Annotated in this window: 15 protein-coding genes, 2 tRNA genes and 1 pseudogene; 7 read left to right on the top strand and 11 right to left on the bottom strand. The window is 71.2% G+C overall.

Translation table 11 applies throughout. The features are described 5' to 3' along the window. Position 1 precedes the first annotated feature (1 nt). Positions 2 to 727 carry a class F sortase gene (locus tag ACH4RG_RS16580; protein ID WP_397927971.1) on the top strand — a complete coding sequence of 242 codons (726 nt, stop codon included), beginning with the start codon at positions 2 to 4 and terminating at the stop codon, positions 725 to 727. Positions 728 to 1,134: 407 nt separating this feature from the next. Further along, positions 1,135 to 2,181: a glycoside hydrolase family 6 protein gene (locus ACH4RG_RS16575; protein WP_397917247.1), complete on the top strand. Its 1,047-nt coding sequence runs from the start codon at positions 1,135 to 1,137 to the stop codon at positions 2,179 to 2,181. A 74-nt stretch (positions 2,182 to 2,255) separates the two neighbouring features. Here the strand turns inward: ACH4RG_RS16575 and ACH4RG_RS16570 are convergent, their stop codons facing one another. The 3 genes from ACH4RG_RS16570 to ACH4RG_RS16560 all read right to left on the bottom strand — a co-directional run bounded on the left by ACH4RG_RS16570 (position 2,256) and on the right by ACH4RG_RS16560 (position 6,722). Then, positions 2,256 to 4,193, bottom strand: a complete 1,938-nt coding sequence (locus tag ACH4RG_RS16570; protein WP_397917046.1) for a galactose oxidase-like domain-containing protein — start codon at positions 4,191 to 4,193, stop codon at positions 2,256 to 2,258. Beyond that, complete coding sequence (locus ACH4RG_RS16565; protein ID WP_397917045.1) at positions 4,190 to 6,118, bottom strand: glycosyltransferase; 1,929 nt, start codon at positions 6,116 to 6,118, stop codon at positions 4,190 to 4,192. The genes ACH4RG_RS16570 and ACH4RG_RS16565 overlap by 4 nt, the downstream gene beginning before the upstream one ends. 530 nt (positions 6,119 to 6,648) lie before the next feature. Further along, a tRNA-Lys gene (locus tag ACH4RG_RS16560) sits at positions 6,649 to 6,722 on the bottom strand. 192 nt (positions 6,723 to 6,914) lie between these two features. Here ACH4RG_RS16560 and ACH4RG_RS16555 point away from each other — a divergent pair. The 4 genes and pseudogenes from ACH4RG_RS16555 to ACH4RG_RS16540 form a co-directional block, all read left to right on the top strand. Next, entirely contained in the window at positions 6,915 to 8,204 is a 1,290-nt protein-coding gene (locus ACH4RG_RS16555; protein WP_397917044.1) for a peptidoglycan-binding protein, read from the top strand. 29 nt (positions 8,205 to 8,233) lie between these two features. Next, entirely contained in the window at positions 8,234 to 10,201 is a 1,968-nt protein-coding gene (locus tag ACH4RG_RS16550) for an SPFH domain-containing protein (RefSeq protein WP_398539714.1), read from the top strand. Positions 10,202 to 10,433: 232 nt separating this feature from the next. Then, on the top strand, positions 10,434 to 11,024 hold the full coding sequence (locus ACH4RG_RS16545; RefSeq protein ID WP_397917042.1) for a lytic polysaccharide monooxygenase: 591 nt from the start codon (positions 10,434 to 10,436) through the stop codon (positions 11,022 to 11,024). A gap of 26 nt (positions 11,025 to 11,050) precedes the next feature. Then, positions 11,051 to 11,748, top strand: a pseudogene (locus ACH4RG_RS16540) (AMP-binding protein); the annotation flags it as partial. Between the two features lie 165 nt (positions 11,749 to 11,913). Here ACH4RG_RS16540 and ACH4RG_RS16535 read toward each other — a convergent pair. The 8 genes from ACH4RG_RS16535 to ACH4RG_RS16500 all read right to left on the bottom strand — a co-directional run bounded on the left by ACH4RG_RS16535 (position 11,914) and on the right by ACH4RG_RS16500 (position 17,999). Further along, positions 11,914 to 11,987 (bottom strand) — tRNA-Lys (locus ACH4RG_RS16535). A 98-nt stretch (positions 11,988 to 12,085) separates the two neighbouring features. Beyond that, positions 12,086 to 12,643: a hypothetical protein gene (locus ACH4RG_RS16530; RefSeq protein ID WP_397917041.1), complete on the bottom strand. Its 558-nt coding sequence runs from the start codon at positions 12,641 to 12,643 to the stop codon at positions 12,086 to 12,088. A gap of 92 nt (positions 12,644 to 12,735) precedes the next feature. Continuing rightward, positions 12,736 to 13,494: an IclR family transcriptional regulator gene (locus ACH4RG_RS16525; RefSeq protein WP_397917040.1), complete on the bottom strand. Its 759-nt coding sequence runs from the start codon at positions 13,492 to 13,494 to the stop codon at positions 12,736 to 12,738. A 166-nt stretch (positions 13,495 to 13,660) separates the two neighbouring features. Next, positions 13,661 to 14,518: an ectoine/hydroxyectoine ABC transporter ATP-binding protein EhuA gene (gene ehuA / locus ACH4RG_RS16520; protein ID WP_397917039.1), complete on the bottom strand. Its 858-nt coding sequence runs from the start codon at positions 14,516 to 14,518 to the stop codon at positions 13,661 to 13,663. Next, positions 14,508 to 15,149, bottom strand: coding sequence for an ectoine/hydroxyectoine ABC transporter permease subunit EhuD (gene ehuD / locus ACH4RG_RS16515; protein WP_397917038.1), 642 nt, complete (start codon positions 15,147 to 15,149; stop codon positions 14,508 to 14,510). The genes ehuA and ehuD overlap by 11 nt, the downstream gene beginning before the upstream one ends. Beyond that, positions 15,146 to 15,877 carry an ectoine/hydroxyectoine ABC transporter permease subunit EhuC gene (gene ehuC / locus ACH4RG_RS16510; RefSeq protein WP_397917037.1) on the bottom strand — a complete coding sequence of 244 codons (732 nt, stop codon included), beginning with the start codon at positions 15,875 to 15,877 and terminating at the stop codon, positions 15,146 to 15,148. Before ehuC ends, ehuD begins: the two co-directional genes overlap by 4 nt. 18 nt (positions 15,878 to 15,895) lie before the next feature. Beyond that, complete coding sequence (gene ehuB / locus ACH4RG_RS16505; RefSeq protein ID WP_397917036.1) at positions 15,896 to 16,798, bottom strand: ectoine/hydroxyectoine ABC transporter substrate-binding protein EhuB; 903 nt, start codon at positions 16,796 to 16,798, stop codon at positions 15,896 to 15,898. Between the two features lie 226 nt (positions 16,799 to 17,024). Beyond that, a complete protein-coding gene (locus tag ACH4RG_RS16500; protein WP_397927976.1) occupies positions 17,025 to 17,999 on the bottom strand; it encodes a D-2-hydroxyacid dehydrogenase in 975 nt (324 codons plus the stop codon). Between the two features lie 250 nt (positions 18,000 to 18,249). Between ACH4RG_RS16500 and ACH4RG_RS16495 the strand changes: the two genes are divergently transcribed. Further along, positions 18,250 to 19,023, top strand: a complete 774-nt coding sequence (locus tag ACH4RG_RS16495) for a decarboxylase (RefSeq protein ID WP_398539713.1) — start codon at positions 18,250 to 18,252, stop codon at positions 19,021 to 19,023. The last annotated feature ends 136 nt before the right edge of the window (positions 19,024 to 19,159 follow it).

The following is a 19,159-nucleotide window of genomic DNA, read 5'->3' as shown; positions in this document are numbered from 1 at the left end:
CATGGGAGCCCCGGACCGCCCGGCAGGCAACGGGCGACTGCTCACCGGAGTGACCTGGGCCGTGCTGCTGCTCGGCCTGTGGATCTGGGGCCGGGAGGCCGGCGGCGGGCTCGGCGGCCTCTCGGGTCCCACCACCGGCGACGTGGCCGCGGTCGGCCGCCCCCTCGGGGCGGAGCTGCCCCCGGCCCACGACCCGCTCGACGGCGCGGCTCCCGAACGCGTCGAGGTCCCCTCCGTGGGGATCACGGCCCCCGTCATCGCGCGCGGCCTCGACCGGGACGGGGCCATCGACCCGCCCCCGTACGGCATGCCGAAGACCGCCGGCTGGTACGGCGACGGCACCGAGCCCGGCGCTGAGGGCGCGGCCCTGTTCGTCGGCCACGTCGACACCGACACCAAGCCCGCGGTCTTCTACGGGCTCAGCGCGGTGAAGCCGGGCGCCCGGATCGAGGTCGCCCGGACCGACGGCAGCGTCGCGGAGTTCACCGTGGACGATGTCCAGCTCGTCACCCGCGAACGCTTCGACGCGCGGAAGGCGTACGGACCCCGCGAGGACGGCCGGGCCGAGCTGCGGCTGATCACCTGCGGCGGAACGTACGACCACGAAACCCGCTCCTACACGGCGAACGTGGTCGTCTCCGCCTACCTCACCGGCGCGCAGGACGCCCAGGAGGCAGGGGAGGACGGGGAGCGCGTAAGGGCCGTGGGCCACGGAAGCCGCGGCTGATACCGACGCACCACGCGCACCACAGTCACGCGGCACACGCTCAACCCGGCCCGGCCGGCCGCCTCTCGCGGGGCGTGCGGGCCGGGCCGGTCCTCGACCGCGTGCGCCCGGCCGCGGGAGTCGCCCGGCGCGGTACGGGAGGTCGGTGCGGTGAGGGGTGGGCCGGGTCGGCTGCCCGCCACTGTAGGGGGAACCGCCGCACGGATGACCGGCTTTGGAACAGGATGTCCGGAACCAGTGCCCCGGTGTGACCGTTGTACGGGTGGGAGCGTGGGTGCCCGGCCGCTGTGCCAGGATGGATCGGACCGGCAGCACACATCGGTGCGACCAGTGAGCAGGGGTCCCCGCGCGTGCGGGGACGGTCCCCAGTGAGCGACAGTGCAGGCAGTGCACCCAAGGGGGAGTGGATGTACGGCAGTTACACCGGCCGGTCCCGGACGCGCGGGCGCGCGGCGGGCCTGCGGACGACCGGTACGGCGGCGGCGCTCGGAGCGGCCCTGCTGCTGGCGGGATGCTCCGGTGCCGGGGAGGGCGACGAGAAGAAGAGCGCGCCGACCGTCGAGCAGCAGCCCAAGGACAAGGATCCGTACTGGGTCAACCCCGACGGCAACGCGGCCCGTCAGGTCGCCGCGTACAGCGAGGACGGCGACGAGAAGAACGCCGAGCTGATCCGGAAGATCGCGCGGCAGCCGGTCGGCGAGTGGATCGGCCCGGACAACCCCGAGGCCGAGGTCAAGGGCGTCACCGAGGCGGCGGCCGCCGTAGACCGGGACGCCCTGCTGGTCCTCTACAACATCCCGCACCGCGACTGCGGCCAGTTCTCCAAGGGCGGCGCCTCCGACGGCAACGCCTACCGGGCCTGGCTGGACGGCGTCGCCAAGGGCATCGGGGACCGCGGCGCCACCGTGATCCTGGAGCCGGACGCCCTGCTCCACCTGGTCGACGGCTGCACCCCGCAGGAGTTCCACGAGGAGCGCTACGACCTCCTCAAGGGAGCGATCCAGCGGCTGAAGCAGCAGCCCGCCACCAAGGTCTACCTGGACGCGGGCAACGCGGGCTGGCAGTCGCCCGACGCCCTGTACCAGCCGCTCCAGCGGGCCGGGATCGCCGAGGCGGACGGCTTCTCGCTGAACGTCTCCAACTTCCAGACGACGGCCGTATCCACGGAGTTCGGCAAGAAGCTGTCGGAGAAGATCGGCAACAAGCCCTTCGTCATCGACACCAGCCGCAACGGCAACGGCCCCTACACGGGCGGCGACCCCGCCGAGAGCTGGTGCAACCCCCCGGGCCGCGCGCTGGGCGAGGTCCCGACCACGCGGACCGGCGACGAACAGGTCGACGCCTACCTGTGGATCAAGCGGCCCGGCGAGTCGGACGGCGACTGCAAGGGCGGCCCGAAGGCCGGCGCCTGGTGGCCGGAGTACGCACTGGGCCTGGCCGGCGCCACGAAGTAGCCGGGACACGACGAAGGCCGTGCCCGGGAGGAGCCGTTCCTCCCGGGCACGGCCTTCGTCGTGTGTACCCGCCCCTACTCGGGCACCTCCACCCACATGCCCTCCGACGGGGTGCCCTGGTCGTCGGTGACGAACAGCATGTACCAACCGGACGGCACCAGCGCCCGGTTCTCCGGCACGGTGACGGTGATCCCGTCCTTCGACTTCTTCAGGTCCAGCGCGATGGTGCGCTGGTCGGTGTCGGTGACATGGGTGACCGCCGACGGCCGCATCAGCTTCGCCGAGGCGATCGAGGAGGCGTGCTGGGTGGTGAACAGGCCCGTACCGCCGCGCTCGATCTTCTTGGGTCCGGCCGTCAGCTCCGGCCTGGAGTCCCGGTAGAGGTAGGGCGGGGTGTAGATCTCGATGCGCTGCTCGAAGACGCCGGGCCGGGTGTTGGCCTTGTCCGAGTAGAGCGAGTCCGAGCCGAAGATCATGACCCGGCCGTCCGGCAGCAGCAGGGAGCCCGAGTGGTAGTTCCGGCCGACTGCCGGGTCCGCGACCTTCTTGTAGGTATCGCTCTTCGCGTCGTACAGCCGGGCCTGGAGCACGTCCGAGCCGCCGCGCCCCCGGTAGTCGCTGGAGCCGCCGGTGACCAGCAGGGAGTCATCGGGCAGCAGCGAGGCGCTGGGATAGCGGGTGCCTTCGGAGAGGGACGCCCCGTCGGTGAACTCGGGGTTCTTCTTCTGGAGGTCGACCAGCCGGGACTTCTCACTGGACTTCTCCGACTCGCCGACCCCGCCGCCGCCGATCACCATGAACTTCTCGTCCTGGGCCGGGGGCAGCCGCACGGTCGCGGAGGTCTCCATCTGGTCCGGGTCGCTCAGCCCGGGGATCTTCTTGAACTTGTTCGTCGACAGGTCCCAGACGCCCGGGTCACGGCCCACGTCCGCCGGACCGTACCCGGCGTTGGAGCCGGAGTAGAAGAGCTTGCCGTCGTTCAGCAGGAAGATCGCCGGATAGGTGGGGAACTTCCGGACGATGCCGGTGTACTCCCACTCCTTGGTCTCCGGGTCGTAGATCTCGTCCTTGCCGGGGACGATCTGCCCGATCTCGTCGAGACCCGACAGCGCGAGGACCTTGCCGTCCTCCAGCGTCGTCAGCGTCGGGTACCAGCGGGCCTCGTTCATCGGGTCGACGGGTATGTACTTCTCCGCGACCGGGTCGAACTCGAAGGCGTCCTTGATCCCCTGGAAGTCCTTCTTGTCCAGGGCTAGCTTCTGCGCGATGCCGTAGACGTTGCGGGTGTCCGAGCCGGACAGGCCCGCCACCCGGTAGTTGTCCTCGGTGCCGGTCTCGTACTTCTTGCCGGTCCTCTGCGCCTCGACGTAGATCCGGCCGAGCCCGGGATCGTTGCGCAGGAACGCGCCGGTCCGCTTGTCGAAGACCTTCTTCGCCTTCTCCACCAGCACCGGGTCCTTGGAGACGTACGTCTTGCCGTTCTCCTTGCCGGTGAACCGGGTGCCCGCGGGGAGGGTGATCGGCTTGTCCGGGTTCTCGTTGTGGACGATCATCAGGCCGCCGGCCTTGGTGACGTCGCCCTGGAGCTTCTCGTAGCGCTTGGTGCCGCCGGCTATGAGGAGCTTGCCGTCGGGCAGCTGGGTGTGCCCGGCGCAGAACATGTCCTTGGGCGTGGGGATGTCCTTGAAGACGTTCGTCTTCGGGTCCCACAGCACCGAGCGGAAGCTCTTCGCGTCGAAGTTCTTCTGGTCGTTCCCGGATCCCGCGACGAGCAGCACCTTGCCGGTGTGCAGCAGCGCCGCGTGGATCGTGTTGATCCGGTGCTCGGAGGGGACGTCCAGGAAGTCCCAGTGGCCGTTGGCCGCCTTGTACTCCGGCTGGTTGATCTTGTACTCGTGGTAGCGCTCGGTGCTGAAGCGGTACAGCCACGGCCCGTTCGCCCCCGCGAGCGCGAGAACCACCGCCGTACTGATCGCCAGGCGGCGGGTACGGCGGCTCGGACGGTACTTCATTTCTTACGTCCCCCAAGGGCGATCCGGGCGATCTGCATGGTCTGGTCATTGCCCGGCGTACCGGGCAGGGGTGCGGGGCGCGGCTGCGGGGCCGGTCCTCCGCCGCGGTGGGAGCCGCCCGCCCGGCGCTTCTTCTTCTCCGCGCGGATGGTGTACCGCCAGCCGATGATCGGCGCCGCCGTGATCAGCAGCGCCAGCGTGGCCCAGGTGATCATCGCCGGGTGGCTGTGGCCCAGGAAGAACGAGGAGATCATCGACGCGGCGAACACGACGATGAAGAACAGGTGGATGCGGAAGGTGCCGAACAGCGTGTCCGGGCTGGACGAGTCGCCCTTGGGGGTCACCACGAACGAGCTCTTGCGGCGCAGCACCGCGTCCATCAGCGAGCGGGCGTAGATCGGCGCGGAGAGCGCGGACATCACCATGCCGGCCAGACCACCGGAGCCCTCGGGCTCGTGCGGCGAGACGTTGTGGCGGCGGTTCCAGATGTACAGGCCGATCTGGAGGGCGGAGGCGTTGCCGTACAGCATCATCCAGACCGTCGGGTCGATCTGGACGCCGGAGGCGCCCATGCCGAGGAACAGCGCGCAGCTGAGGGCCGCGAGGATCCAGTTCATGGCCGACATCGGATAGAAGATGATCATCATCGTGTAGTTGAAGAGCTTGCCGGGCGGCATGGTCCCGAAGCCCTTCCAGAACTGCCCGATGATCGTCTCGTAGGTGCCCCGGGACCAGCGCAGCTGCTGGGTGAAGAAGTCCGTCCACGCGGTCGGGCCCTCGCCGACGGCCAGCACGTCCGGGGTGTAGACCGAGCGCCACTTCCTGCCCGTTGCCGGGTTGCGGTGGCGGTGGATCTCGAACCCGGTGGCCATGTCCTCGGTGATCGAGTCGTACAGGCCGCCGATCTGCTTGAGCGCCGAGATGCGGACCGCGTTGCTGGTGCCGACGAACATGGGCGAGCCGTAGCGGTTGCCCGCGCGCTGGATCAGGGCGTGGAAGAGGAACTGCTGCGACTCGGCGGCCTTCGTGACGAAGGTGTCGTAGTTGCCGTAGACCTGCGGGCCGATGACGAAGCCGACGTCCGGGTCGCGGAAGTAGCCGAGCATCCGTTCCAGGTAGTTCGCCATCGGGATGTGGTCGGTGTCGACCGAGGCGAAGAAGTCGTAGTCGCCGCCGTGCGCGTCCAGCCAGGCGTTGTAATTGCCGTGCTTGGTCTTGGCGCGGTGCGGACCCTTGGCCTGGTTCCAGTGCGCCACGCCCTTGCGGGAGAAGTGGTGCACGCCGAGCCGGGCGCAGACCTCCTTGACCGCCGGGTCGTCGCCCTCGTCCAGCAGCCACACGTGCATCAGGCCGCGGTGGCGGATCCTCACGGCCGCCTCCAGGGTCTTCGTCACCATCTCCAGCGGTTCCTTGCCGGGGACGAAGGAGGTGAGGAAGGCGACCTTGGTGCCGGACTCCGGGATCACCGGGACCGGGTCGCGGGCGACCAGGGTGGCGTGCGCGTTCGACAGGACGTTCATCGTGCGGAACAGCTCGATCAGACCGATCGAGACCAGCATGACGATGTCGAGGACCAGCAGGAGGTCGTTGTCCAGGTTCGGATCGCGGTCCGTCCAGTGGCTGGGCTGCATCAGCCAGGCGAAGAGTCCGAGCGAGACGAGGGGAGCCGCGCCGAGCAGGAGCGCCGCGCGCACCCGGTGCGGCTCCTGGGATATGAGCGAGCGGTACTGGACCTTGTACGGCTTGCCCGCGGGGGGCTGCGTCAGCGGCCCGGCGAGCCGGCTGTAGTGCTCGTAGTCGTAGCGCGGCAGCTCCTTCTTGGCACGCCGCCGCGCCGCGCCGGCCCGCAGTCCCGCGGGTATCCGGAGCTGTGTCGTCCGGGAAGCGTCGTTCTCCTGCCGGTCACCTGGCGGCGTCGACGTCATGGGTACATCCCCCCGCACGCATGCTGGTGCGTGCCTGTTCGGTCTCTCTTCGTGCGCGGTGGGCCCCCGTTCTTCACCGGGCACGCACACGGTGGCGGACCACGTCCCCACAGACATGGATCAGCGGCCTTCCGGTTGCATGATGCCCCCTCGGCGTCAGCCCTCGAGCGGGACCCCACCCCGCGGCGCAGGCAACCGGAACGTCACAGTCTGCTGCGCCAACTGTACGGATCAGCAGCCGCTTTGGACCTGACGGTCTTCAGACAGATTGTCCGAGACCGAACGGGATCGCAAGGATGAAACGTTCTGTTTGTCAGCCATACGCACGATTTGACCGCACCTTGTGGAGAGGGTGTGACGAAGTGGAGACCGGCGCTCGCACCCTCTCTGCCGCCGCTCCGTCACCGCTCCGCGACGGTCCGGAGTTCGGCGCGTAGCTGTGCGTGCGCGCGGCCGTCGGGTGTCGCCGGATGTCGGACGGGGAATGATCAAAGCCCCCTCACTGAGCGTGAGAGGGCCTTGACTGTGCGTGCGCCGTCAGGGACTCGAACCCCGGACCCGCTGATTAAGAGTCAGCTGCTCTAACCAACTGAGCTAACGGCGCCTGCTGACCTGGAGAACTCTACCCGACTCCCAGGCGTGCTCCGAACCATTTACCGGCCGCCACGCCCCGTTAGATAGTCGTTTTTTTCCTTTGTTCCGTCAAAATGCGATATGTCAGGAGAGTTGAGACACTGACGCCCGTTGCGGCTGCGCCAAAAGATCTTGACGAATGACGAGTGCGGAGGGGAATCGCATGAGTGTGCCGGTCTTCGAGGAGTACGAACCCGCTGTCGACTGCGGATGCGCGGGGTGCGCCGTGCGGCGGCGCTCCGCCGCGAGGGCCCTGCCGGTGCGGCGTGGTGGCCACCCCGCCGCGCACGGCGCGCGCCGCGCCCTGGTGCTGGCCACGGCCGCCGGGGTGGTGCTCTCCTGCGGAGCCGCGGGTGCGGCCGCGGCCGGGCAGGCCCCCGGGCCCCCGCGCGCCGACGGGGGAGCCGATCCCGAACCGTCGACCCCGCAGGGTGAGAAGGGCCCGCTGCGGGGCGCCGGCGCCTCGGGCCCGCCGTCCGCCGGATCGGCCGCACCGAAGACGACGCGGGCCGAGATCATCGACCGGGCCAGGCGGTGGGTGGGTGCGAAGGTCCCGTACAGCATGGAGAAGTACTGGTCGGACGGCTACCGCCAGGACTGCTCGGGCTATGTCTCGATGGCCTGGAACCTCGGCAGCAACGAGTGGACCGGCAGCCTCGCCGCCTACGGGACCCGGATCGCCCGAGCCGACCTCCAGCCCGGCGACATCCTCCTCTTCCACAACCCGGCCGACCCCTCCCAGGGCTCGCACGTCACGATCTTCGGCGGCTGGACCGACGCCACGCGCACCCATTACGTCGCCTACGAGCAGGCGCGCCCGCGGACGCGGAAGCAGTCGACGCCCCTGGCGTACTGGAACAACTCCGACCGCTACGTGGCGTACCGGTACAAGGGGGTCACGGGTGGATCGCCCGGTTCCGGATCGTCCACCGCCTTCCCCGGGGCCGACCGGTTCGGCCCCGGCACCGACAACGAGTACGTGACCCGGCTCGGGCGGATGCTGGTCGAGCGGGGCGGCAGGCGTTTCTACGCGGTCGGCCCCGGGCCCGTGTGGAGCGCGGCCGACCGGCGGGCGACCCAGGCGTTCCAGCGGGCGCAGGGCTGGCAGGGCAGGGAGGCGGACGGCCTCCCGGGCCCGGACACCTGGCGCCTGCTGGCCACCGTCGGCGGGCGGAGCATTCCGGCCGCCGATGCGGGCGGCAGCCCGCATACAGCCGTCGCGTTCCCCGGGCGCGGCTATTTCAAGCCGGGTCAGTCCAACAGCCATGTCGACCGGCTCGGCGAACAGTTGGTGAAGAAGGGATACGGCAAGCACTACGTGTCGGGCCCCGACCCGCGCTGGACCGAGGCCGACCGCCGCAACGTCGAGGCGTTCCAGCGGGCCCAGGGCTGGCGTGGCGGGGCGGCCGACGGCTATCCGGGGCCGGAGACCTGGCGCCGGCTCTTCGCGTGACGGACGTGACGGAAAGGAAGCGGTAACCGGTGACCCCCAACGACGACCAGACTCCCCGGACCAGCCTCACCCCCCACCCCCTGGACGACCAACTCCCGCCGTCCCTCTTCGCCTCACCGGGCGAGGGCTCCCCGCCCCCGCTCTTCGGTCCGGCCGTCGACGAGGCCCTCCCGCCGGACGGTGAGCCTCCGCACCGGCCGGGCGTCGAGCCCGCGCCGCCCCTGTTCGGTGGTGCGGGCCGGGGCTCCGCGCCACCGGACGTCGGCAGCGTCCCGCCCGCCACCCCCCGGACCGGAGCCCCGGAGCCCCCGGACACGAGCCTGCACCTCGGCCCGTCCCCGGACGGCCGGACGCAGGGGCCGGCCCCGGCCGCCGCTCCCGACGGCCGCCCCACGTCCGGCGGTCCTGTCGGTGACTGCCCCGCTTCCGGCGGTGCTGTCGGCGGCCGCCCCACGTCCGGCGGTCCTGTCGGTGACCGCGCCACGTCCGGTGGTCCTGTCGGTGACCGTTCCGCCCCCGTGCGCCCCGTGCCGCTCGACGGGAACCTGCACCTCAAGCCCGTCCGGCGGTTGCGGACGGAAACCTCGGCGGAGTGGACCCCGCACCCCTCCTACGGAGCTGAGCCCGAGGGCGGGAAGAGTCCCACCCGGAAGGCGCCGCCCGGACGCGGGACCCAGGGCGCCGCGGCCAGGGGACCCGTGGACGACCCCGGGCCCGACACCGAGCTGGACCTCGTCCTGGACCTGGCCTCCGGCGACCGGGCCGCCTCCGCCACGTTCTCCGTGCCCGTATCCCTTCCCGTGCCCGCGTCCCCGGCCGCCGCCGCGACCACCGGACCCGCCGCGGCGACGCCCTCGTACCCCGGCCGCCGCCACTCCGTCATCGCCAACGAGACCACCGCCTCCATCCCCGTACACCTCCTCTTCCGCGACGACCACGAGCCGGCCGAGCCGGGCGCCGCGGCGGCGCTGCCCGCGGCCGTCGTCCGCCGCCCCCCCACCGGGGACCGCTCGCCCGCCACCCGGCGGCCCCCCGTGCCGCGTTCGTCGCGGACGCGGGTCCAGCCGTCGACCCGGCCCGCCCCGGTCGCCGACCCCCGCCTCGCCGAACGGCCCGGCCCCGCCCTGCCCGGCTCCGCCGCCCTCCTCGTCGGCGCGGCCGGAATCGCCGGCGGACTGGCCGTCCTGTGGTGGCGCGGCGCGCTGCCCGCCGCCTGGCAGACGGCCGTCGGTCTCGCCCCCCGGGCCGACCTCGGGATCGGCTTCGGCGCCTGGGCCCTGCTCGCCGTCCTCGCCACCGTGGTGCTCCTCGCGCTCGGCGGCCTCGGCCGGGGCCGGGTCGGGTACGCGTGGGTGCTGACGCTCTTCGGCGACTACCGGGGCAGCGTCCGGCGCACCGGCCTCGTCTGGGTCTCGCCCCTCCTGCTGCGCCGCCGCGTCGACGTACGGCTGCGGCACTGGCGCAGCGAGCCGCTGCCCGCCGTCGACGCGAACGGCACCGCGTTGCGCGTGGTCGTCCTCGTGGTGTGGCGGATCGAGGACACGGTCCGGGCGGTCCTCGGCATCGAGGACCACGAGGCGTATCTGAGCGCACAGGTGGAGGCCGCGATGGCCCGGGTCCTCTCGCAGCTGCCCGCCGACGCGTTCCACGAGGACGCCCCGAGCCTGCGCGACGCGGAGGCGGTCGGCGACGCCCTGACCCGGATGCTGAAGGCGGACTGCGAACCCGTGGGCGTCGAGGTGTACTCGGCGCAGCCGACCGGCATCGAGTACGCCCCCGAGGTCGCGGCGGCGATGCAGCGGCGGCGGATCGCCGCGATCGACTCGAAACACCGGGACAGCGTGCTCACGTCCGTGGTGGACGCGGTCGACGACACCGTCAACCGGCTCACCACGCGCGGCATCGTCGACCTCGACGACTACGAACGCAAGGCGCTCGTCAAGGACTTGACCGTCGCCTTCTATACCGGTCGCAGCGGGGGAGGAGACGGGGCCTGAGCTGCTCGGGGGGTGCCGGGCGAGGTCGGAGAGGGATGCGGCGGCGGACAGGGGCAGTCTCCGGCCCGCTGGAATATGACCCCTCATTGGTCTGGACATGTTCACGTGGCGTCAATAATCTAAGACTTGGTCTAGACCGCAGTACCTCGCATGCACAGCACCACGCACCAAGCGCGCAGTAGTCGAGCAATGCTCATGGAACCTCCCCCACGTTCTAGAGGAGCGACAGCCCATGCGGAAAAAGGCAAGCGCGGCCGTGATCGGTCTGGCGATAGCGGGCGTCTCGGTGCTCGCGACCACGAGCGCCAGCAGCCACGGCTACACGGACTCCCCGATCAGCCGTCAGAAACTCTGTGCCAACAAGACGGTGACCGGCTGCGGCAACATCCAGTGGGAGCCGCAGAGCGTCGAGGGGCTCAAGGGCTTCCCGGCGGCAGGACCGGCGGACGGCAAGATCTGCGCCGGCGGCAACGGGCAGTTCGCCCAGCTCGACGACCCGCGTGGCGGCAACTGGCCCGCCACCCAGGTCACCGGAGGACAGGGCTACAGCTTCCGCTGGCAGTTCACCGCCCGCCACTCCACCAGCGACTTCCGCTACTACATCACCAAGGACGGCTGGGACTCCACCAAGCCGCTCACCCGGGCCGCTCTCGAATCGCAGCCCTTCATGACCGTGCCGTACGGCAACAAGCAGCCGCCGTCCACCCTGACCCACCAGGGCACGATCCCCACGCAGAAGAACGGCAAGCACATCATTCTCGCCGTCTGGAACGTCGCGGACACCCCCAACGCGTTCTACGCCTGCTCCGACGTCAAGTTCTGACGCTCCTTCAGTTATCGTGCGGCGCCATGAGAGGTACCGGCACCGTCGCGGAGCTCGTACGACGTCAATGGGGTGACCACCGGCCCGCCCTGAAGCACGGCCCCACCGTGCTCAGTCATCACCAGGTGGTCGAGGGCGCCGCCGCACGGGCGGCGCCCCTCGCGGACCTTCTTCCGCGAGGCGGTGAGCCGCACCTCGGCATACTGCTCGACAACACCCCCGAGTTCCCGCTGTGGCTCAGCACGGCGGCCCTGGCCGGGGCCGCCGTCGCGGGGATCAGCCCGACCCGGCGCGGCCCCGAGCCGGCCCGCGACATCCTGCACACCGAAGCCGGGTCCTGATCACCGAGCGCGCCCCGCCTGCCGCTCCTCGACGGCCCGAAGCTGCCGGGGGCACGGGTCCTGGTCACCGACACCGAGGCGTACGCCGCCCTGCTCGCCCCCTGGGCGGGCGCCCGGCCCGGCGACGCCGTCGTCGCCCCGGTCGGCGCCGACGGCCGCATGCTCCTCTGCTTCACCTCCGGCTCCACCGGCGCGCGCCCAAGGCCGCGATCCGCGTCCAGGGCCGGCCCGCGGGGGCCGGCGCGTCCCTCGCCGGACACTCCGGCGTACGGCCGGACGACGTCCCCCGCATCTGCATGCCGATGTTCCACGGCGACGCGGTCCTCGCCGACCGGTTCCCCGCCCCGGCCGCCGGAGCAGCGACAGCGCTGCGCCCCCGCTTCTGCCCCGCGCCGCTCGACGCCCGAGGGCCGGGAGTCCCCGCTCGCCCGCTGCTCCGAGCTCGGCAGACCGCTCTGACCAGGGAGAAAGCAGGGGGAAGCGCGGAGAAGGCGGGGAGGAAAGCACAATGGGCGGCCTCCGTGAAGGAGACCGCCCACTGGGTGTCGTGCGCCGTCAGGGACTCGAACCCCGGACCCGCTGATTAAGAGTCAGCTGCTCTAACCAACTGAGCTAACGGCGCCTGCTGACTCGAAAATAATACCCGGTCCGGATGAGTGCTGATGACACCCCTCGTCGCCCCGCCTTCCGAGCCCCGGAAGAGGCCGCCGTGCCGCGCCCCTACGCCGTCCCGCGGGCGGCGACCGCGTCCGGGACCAGCGGGCCGATCCAGGCGGCGAAGGCGTTGCCCAGCTCGGCCCCGGCCGCACGGACGACCGCGTTCGGGTCCTCGGCTGCCTCCAGGCCGAAGTGCTCGCGCAGCCAGGCCCGGAACGCGGGGTTCCGTGGGCAGGGGTCGTATCCGCCCTCCTCGTCCCCGCCCTCCTCCTCGCGCTCGTCGTAGTAGTCCACGTGGTCCCAGCCGCACATCGGGGACCAGCCGGAGGCGAGGACGCGCAGCAGCTCGGGCAGATCACGGGCGACGACATGGACGCCTCCCTCGTCCCCCAGGAGGAGCACGGGCAGCGTGGCGAGGTCGGCGCGGTCGTCCAGCAGCCAGATCGCGTACGTGGAGCCGGAGCCGGTGGCCTGGGCGAAGGGGCGGATCCGGTCGGAGAGCAGCGGGTAGCCACCGTCGTCGTCGCCGAAGGCGATCAGCTCGAAGCCGGGCGCGAAGTAGTCGTCGACGCCGTCCTCGAACTCCTTGAGGAGGTTCAGCGCGGGAATCGGTGCGTACATGGCGGTGACGCTACCGCCCGTGAGTCGGCGGTGACGCTGCCGCCCGTGAGCACCGGGCCCCGGCCGCTACGGCGCACACCGGCCCCTGGCCGCTACAGCGCCAGCGACAGCAGGATCGGCGCCGCCCGGCGGCTGAGGGTGTCGGCCGCCGCCCGCAGCCGGTGCGCGTCCTCGATCGGCAGCGACAGGGCGAGACAGCCCGCGGCGGAGCCGGCCGTCAGCGGCACGGCCGCGCAGACGGTGCCCACCGCGTACTCCTGGAGATCCAGCACCGGAACCGTGGCGGACTGGGCGTCCAGCTGGGAGAAGAGGACCTTCTCGTCGGTGATCGTCCGGGAGGTGAGCCGGGCCGTCCGGTGCCGGGAGATGTGGTCGCGCCGTCCGTCGTGGTCGAGCTGGGACAGCAGGCACTTGCCGACCGCGCTGGCGTGCGCGGAGGAGCGGAAGTCCACCCACTCGTTGACGGCCGGTGTCAGCGGCCCGTCCGCGACCTGCGTCACGCTGACCTCGCCGTCGACGTACCGGCTGAGATAGACCGCCGCGCCGACGGAGTCGCGCAGCTCGGTCAGGACGTGCTGGAGGCGGTCCTCCAGGGCCTGGCGGCGGGCCGCCCCGGAGCCGAGCAGCAGCAGCGAGGCGCCGATGACGTACGCCCCGTCGCTGATCTGCTCCACGTAACCCTCGCGGCGCAGGGTGAGGAGCAGGGAGGCGAGGTGGCCGGTGGGCAGCCCCGTCTCGCGGGAGATCCGGGCATCGGTCACGCCGCTGCCGTGCCGGGAAACCGTCTCCAGCACGCGCAGGGCGTACTGCACCGAGTGGAACGGCGCGGTCGGCTCGGGCTTCAATGCCACGGTGCCCCCTACCAGGTTGTGACCGCAAGCTTTCGCCCCACGATAGCCGCCGAAACCCCCGTACGGGGCGGCAGTTGCCGAGCCAATGGGCGCGCCCCGGAGCTGTCAACTGGGGCGCACCCGTCTGGCATATGCCAGTGTCATGAGCGGGGTCTCAACCGCGAGGTCACAGCACCGCGTTGAGGAACTCGCGCGTACGTTCGTGTGACGGATCGGAGAAGATTTTCTCCGGGGATCCGGCCTCCACGACCCGTCCCGCGTCGAACATCAGCACCTTCTCCGAGACGTCCCGGGCGAAGTTCATCTCGTGGGTCACGCAGAGCATGGTGATGTCGGTGTTCCGGGCGATGTCCCCCAGCAGCTCCAGCACGCCCGCCACCAGCTCCGGGTCGAGCGCCGACGTCACCTCGTCCAGGAGCAGGATCTCCGGCTCCATGGCCAGCGCGCGGGCGATGGCGACCCGCTGCTGCTGGCCGCCGGAGAGCTGCGAGGGATGGGCGTCGACCTTGGCGGAGAGGCCGACCAGGTCCAGCAGCTCCCGGGCCCGCGCCTCGGCCTCCTCGCGGCTCTTGCCGAGCACGCTGACCGGGGCCTCGGTGATGTTCTCGATCACCTTCATGTTCGGGAAGAGGTTGAACTGCTGGAAGACCATCCCGATCTTCTTCCGGGACTCGCGCAGCTGCTTCTCGCCCGCGGGCTTCAGCGAACCGTCCGGGGCGCGGACGTGGGTCAGCGGGGAGCCGTCGACCCAGATCACCCCGTCGCTGACCTTCTCCAGCGTCATCAGCAGCCGCAGGATCGTGGTCTTGCCCGAGCCGCTGGGCCCGATCAGGGTGACGTGCTCACCGCGGTCCACGGTGAAGTCCAGCTCGTCCAGGACCACATGGTCGCCGTAGCGCTTCACCACCTTGTCGAACCGCACCAGCGGTGTGCCCGTGCGCGCGGCGGCCGGGGCGGCGTCCTCAGGAGCTGCGGCCGGCCCCGGCGACTCCGTCTTCTTCAGGGGGAGGGGTTCAGTGGCCAAGGCGCTTCTCCAGCTTTCTCATCAACAGCGACGTGGGGTAGCTCGCGACCAGGAAGATCAGGCCGGCGAGGGTGAACACCTCGGTGTACGCGAACTGTTCGGCCCCGTACTTCCGGGCCTCGAAGACCATCTCCTGCACCGTGATCACGGCGAGGAACGGCGTCTCCTTGAACATCGAGATCGCGTAGTTCCCCAGCGCGGGCAGCACGTTGCGCACCGCCTGCGGCAGGATCACGGCCTGCCAGGTGCGCCGGGGCGACAGCGACAGCGCGCGGCACGCCTCCCACTGGCCCTTCGGCACACCGTCGATCCCGGCCCGGTAGACCTCGGAGGTGTACGCGGCGTAGTGGACGCCCAGCACGGTGATGCCGATGTACAGCGGCTCCACCGTGTTGAACAGGGCGGCCGCCCCCACCAGTTGGACCAGCAGGGGGGTGGAGCGGACGAACTCCGTGACGAGCCGCACCGGGACCGTCACGAACCTGCTGGGCGCGCGCCCGGCCATCGCGACGACCAGTCCCAGCACGGCCGCCACCAGGGTGCCGAGCACCGTGGCGAGCAGGGTGACCTTGAACCCCTCCAGGAGGAGGGGCAGGGAGTCCCCGACGGCGTTCCAGTCGAAGCCGTTCACCGGGTACCTCCCACGGCGGTCGTGGACGCGCTGCGGCTCTTGAACAGGCTCTTCGCGCCGGTGTCCAGGCCGAGCCGCCGCTTGGCGCTCCGCTCCAGCAGATTCATCAGCATCGTCAGCGCGTACGCCAGGACGAAGTAGGCGGCCAACAGGGTCAGATAGGCGGTGAGGGTCTCACCGGTACGGTCGCGCAGCTGCTGGATCACCGTCATCAGATCGGCGGCGGAGATCAGCCACAGCAGCGGCGTCGCCTTCAGCAACTGGATCAGCAGGTTGGTGAAGCTCGGGATCATCTGCACCCAGGCCTGCGGCAGGATCACCTTCCACAGCCGCCTGGACGGACTCAGGTTGAGCGCGATCGCCGCCTCGTACTGCCCGCGCGGCACGGAGTTGATCGCGCCCCGGACCACTTCCGCCCCGTAGGCGCCGAAGTTGAGGCCGAACGCGACCACGCCGCAGACGATCGGGGTCAGTTCGTAGCCGGTCAGCAGCGGCATCGCGTAGTAGAGCCAGAACAGCTGGATGTAGAGCGAGGTGCCGCGGAAGAACTCCACGACCACCCGGGAGACCCCCCGGGCCAGGAGCAGCCGGCTGCCCGCCATCAGCCCGAGCGCGAAGGCCAGCACCCCGGCCAGCAGCGCGCCCAGGACCGTGGCCTGGAGCGTCACCCACAGACCCGAGCGGACCCGGGGGAACTCCTCGGCGAGGAGGGAGAAGAAGTCACTCATGCGTGCGCGTCCGCCCCGTCAGCCCTTGCACAGATCCGCGGTCTTCAGGTCGGCGGGCGGGATCTCCGTCTCCCCGAACCCGTACGGCTCCAGCAGCTGCACATAGCGGGAGCGGTCCGACACGATCTTCTTCAGCTCGCGGTTGAAGGAGTCCCGCAGATCCTCGTTGCCCTTGCGGAACACCGCGCCGCCGGGGGAGAACTGCTCCTTGCCGTCCAGCTGGGGCACGAACGCCTCGGTGACCTCGGTGTCCGGGTTGGTCTTCGCCAGCCAGCGGAGCGAGATACCGGTGAGCAGGAAGGCGTCGACCCGGCCGCCCTTGACGGCGTCGGCTCCGTCCTGCGGCTTCTGCAGCGTCTTGATCCTGTCCTCGGCGATGCCGGCGCCCTTGGCGTAACTGCCTTCGACCGCACCCGACATCACGCCGACGGTGATTCCCGCCTCCTTCGCTGAGGCCAGGTCGGTGATCTTCTTCGGGTTGCCCTTCCTCACCATCAGCGCGGTCGGCGAGATGAACTCCGGCTCGGAGAAGATCGCGTTGCCGCAGCGCTCCGGGGTGATGGCCATGCCCGCGCTGACCACGTCGTACTTCCCGGCCTGGAGTCCGGGGATCAGCCCGTCCCACTCGGAGAGCGTCGGCTTCAGCTCGTCCACCCCTAGCGCCTTGAAGATCTCCCGGTGCAGCGTCGGGGCCTCGCCCTTGAGCTCCTCGCCCTCCAGGTACCCGTACGGGGCCTCGTTCGCGTACGCCACCCTGACGAAGCCCTGCTTGCGGAGCTTGTCCAGGGCGCCCTCGCCGGTCGCGGAGCCGGAGTCGGTCTTGCTGCACGCGGTGAGGAGGCCGGGAACGACGAGGAGGCCGCCCACGGCCGCCGATCCGTTGAGGAAACCCCGGCGGGACAGGTTCGGGAATTCAGCCATGGTTCGCAATCTCCTGGAGGTCGAACAGTCCGGACAGAGTGACCCCCTGCCCGATCCCGTACGTCTATGCAGGAAGCCGGAGGCATGTAACCCAACAGTGGCCGGAGGGTGACCTTCCCGTGCCCCAAGGCGGCGGAGCGCGACCGGGAGTGTGCGGGGTGTGTTCGCCGATGGCGAAGGGTTCATGACGGCCAGTCAGTGAGGAGCCGGGCCTTCCGTGCGCGCGTCAGTGTGCGCGGCCGCCCTCGGGGAGGTCGGTCGACGGCACGTGACCGAGGGCCTTGTCGACGGTGTTCGGCAAGGGCAGTCCACGCGACCACAGTTCGTACATCGCCACGAAACGCTCGCCCAGCCGGTCCCGCCAGCCCGCGGTGTTCCCGCCCAGGGCCGGTGTCAGGACGAGTCCCGGGGCCTCCCACAAGGGGCTCCCGGGGGCCGGTGTCTCCTCCTGGAAGGTGCTGAGCGCCGCCCCCGCGAGCCAGCGGCGGTCCAGGGCGTCCACCAGGTCGGCCTCGACCACCGTCGCCGTGCGCCCCGCACCGACGAACCGCGCCGACGGCTGGAGCAGCCCGAAGAACCGGCTGTCGAACATCCCGCGCGTCGACTCCGTGAGCGGGACCGCCGCGATCACCCAGTCCGCCCGCGCGGCCAGCCGGTCCAGATCCGCCACCCCGTGGATCGTGCGCCGGGCCGTCCGCCCCACCAGAGCCACCGTGAGCCCCAGGCCGTGCAGCAGCCGGGTGATCTCCCGGCCGATCGGTCCCGCGCCCACGACCAGCGCCCGCGAACCGGCGACCCGCTGTCCCTCCCGCGCGTGCGGGCGCCGCTGCCGCCGGCACTCCAGGACGCCGGGGAGATCCGTGGCGAAGGCCAGCACCAGACCCGCCACGCACTCCGCGACCGGCCGCTCGAAGACGCCCCGCGCGTTGGTGAGGACGGTGTCCGACGCGACCAGCTCCCGGCAGAGGACCCGGTCCACTCCCGCGCTCGCCGTGTGCACCCAGCGCGGCCGCGCCCCCGGACCGGGCCAGGCCCTCCGCACCGCGTCGGACGCGAGGTCCCACACGAGCAGGACGTCGGCGGCCGGGAGCAGCCCGGCGAGCGAGGAGGCGTCCGCGTGCCGCACGTCCACCCGGCCGGTCAGCCGGCCGAGCCGCGGGGAGGGCGTGGCGTCGAGGACGAGCAGGACGGGATCCGGCATCGCTGGTCGGCCCTCCGTGACGGAACGGACGTACGGGATCCGCCCACGCTCGCAGCAGGCTCCCCCGCCGTCAACGAGGCCCGGCCGCGCGCCCCGGTGCTCGCCCGGGGGAATACTGGGAAGACGTCGGGGCACGAGAGACCGGGTCGCGCGGACACGGCCGCCGGAGCGTCCGGAGGGGCCCGCAGCGACCCCCTGGCGGGGCCGCCGCACAGTGCGGCGAGCCCGTCGACGTACGGGAAGGGTGGACATGACGACCGTAGGACTTCTCTACCCGGGCCACGCCGCCGAGGACGACTACCCACGGACCGAGATCCTGCTCGACACCGACATCCGGCTGCCCCTGTTCTCCACCGGGACGGGGGAGGAGGCGGAGGGCGCCTACCGTGCCGACGCGCTGCGCGATCAGGGTGCCCCCGCCCGGATCGCCGAGGGCGTCGAGGAACTGCGTCTCGCCGGGGCCGAGGCGCTGCTGTGGGCCTCCAGCGCCGGCAGCTTCGGGCAGGGCTGGGAGGGCGCCCACGCGCAGGTCGCCACCCTCGCCCGCAGCGCGGGCCTGCCCGCGTCCAGTACCTCGATCGGCTTCGTCCACGCGCTGCGGGAGCTGGGCGCCGGCCGGGTCGCCGTCGCCGCTCCCTACCCCGAGGACGTCACCGGGCTCTTCGCGGATTTCCTGGCGTCGGCGGGCGTCGAGGTGGTGGCCGCGGCGTCCGGCGGGGCCGCGTCCTCGGCCGAGGCCGGGGCCTGGGTCCCGGAGCGGGTGAAGGGACTGGCACGGGAGGCCGACCACCCGGACGCCGAGGTGGTGCTGATCCCGGACACCTCCCTGCACACCGCCGCGTACGTCCCGGAGCTGGAGGAACTGCTCGGCAAGCCCGTGCTCACGGCGAACCAGGTAACGGTGTGGGAGGGGCTGCGCCTCACCGACCGCCGGACGTGGGCCCCCTTGCTCGGCACCCTGTTCGCCACCCGTGAGCCGGTGCTCAGGTCGCTTGAGCCGAAGGGCATCGAGGTGCGGGAGTAAACGCGGCGCCCGGTCGTAGGGCCGTCAGGAATCCGGGGTACGGGAGCCGCCCCGGTGCCCGGGGTGAGGTGCGGGAATAAGCGGAGTCATCCTCCTGTTGTACTCCTCCGATACGCAGCCGTACGACAGCAGCACC

The sequence above is a fragment of the Streptomyces sp. NPDC021019 genome (assembly GCF_044333295.1).
GTDB lineage: Bacteria > Actinomycetota > Actinomycetes > Streptomycetales > Streptomycetaceae > Streptomyces.
The sequence above is the reverse complement of the archived record's forward strand: the minus strand, read 5'-3'. Positions and strand labels throughout refer to the sequence as shown.

Coding starts and splice junctions, on each gene's coding strand:
- ACH4RG_RS16555 (WP_397917044.1), top strand. CDS start 6,915: ATGAGTGTGCCGGTCTTCGAGGAGTACGAACCCGCTGTCGACTGCGGA.
- ACH4RG_RS16495 (WP_398539713.1), top strand. CDS start 18,250: ATGACGACCGTAGGACTTCTCTACCCGGGCCACGCCGCCGAGGACGAC.
- ACH4RG_RS16570 (WP_397917046.1), bottom strand. CDS start 4,193: ATGAAGTACCGTCCGAGCCGCCGTACCCGCCGCCTGGCGATCAGTACG.
- ehuC (WP_397917037.1), bottom strand. CDS start 15,877: ATGAGTGACTTCTTCTCCCTCCTCGCCGAGGAGTTCCCCCGGGTCCGC.
- ACH4RG_RS16565 (WP_397917045.1), bottom strand. CDS start 6,118: ATGACGTCGACGCCGCCAGGTGACCGGCAGGAGAACGACGCTTCCCGG.
- ACH4RG_RS16545 (WP_397917042.1), top strand. CDS start 10,434: ATGCGGAAAAAGGCAAGCGCGGCCGTGATCGGTCTGGCGATAGCGGGC.
- ehuB (WP_397917036.1), bottom strand. CDS start 16,798: ATGGCTGAATTCCCGAACCTGTCCCGCCGGGGTTTCCTCAACGGATCG.
- ACH4RG_RS16580 (WP_397927971.1), top strand. CDS start 2: ATGGGAGCCCCGGACCGCCCGGCAGGCAACGGGCGACTGCTCACCGGA.
- ACH4RG_RS16575 (WP_397917247.1), top strand. CDS start 1,135: ATGTACGGCAGTTACACCGGCCGGTCCCGGACGCGCGGGCGCGCGGCG.
- ACH4RG_RS16500 (WP_397927976.1), bottom strand. CDS start 17,999: ATGCCGGATCCCGTCCTGCTCGTCCTCGACGCCACGCCCTCCCCGCGG.
- ACH4RG_RS16530 (WP_397917041.1), bottom strand. CDS start 12,643: ATGTACGCACCGATTCCCGCGCTGAACCTCCTCAAGGAGTTCGAGGAC.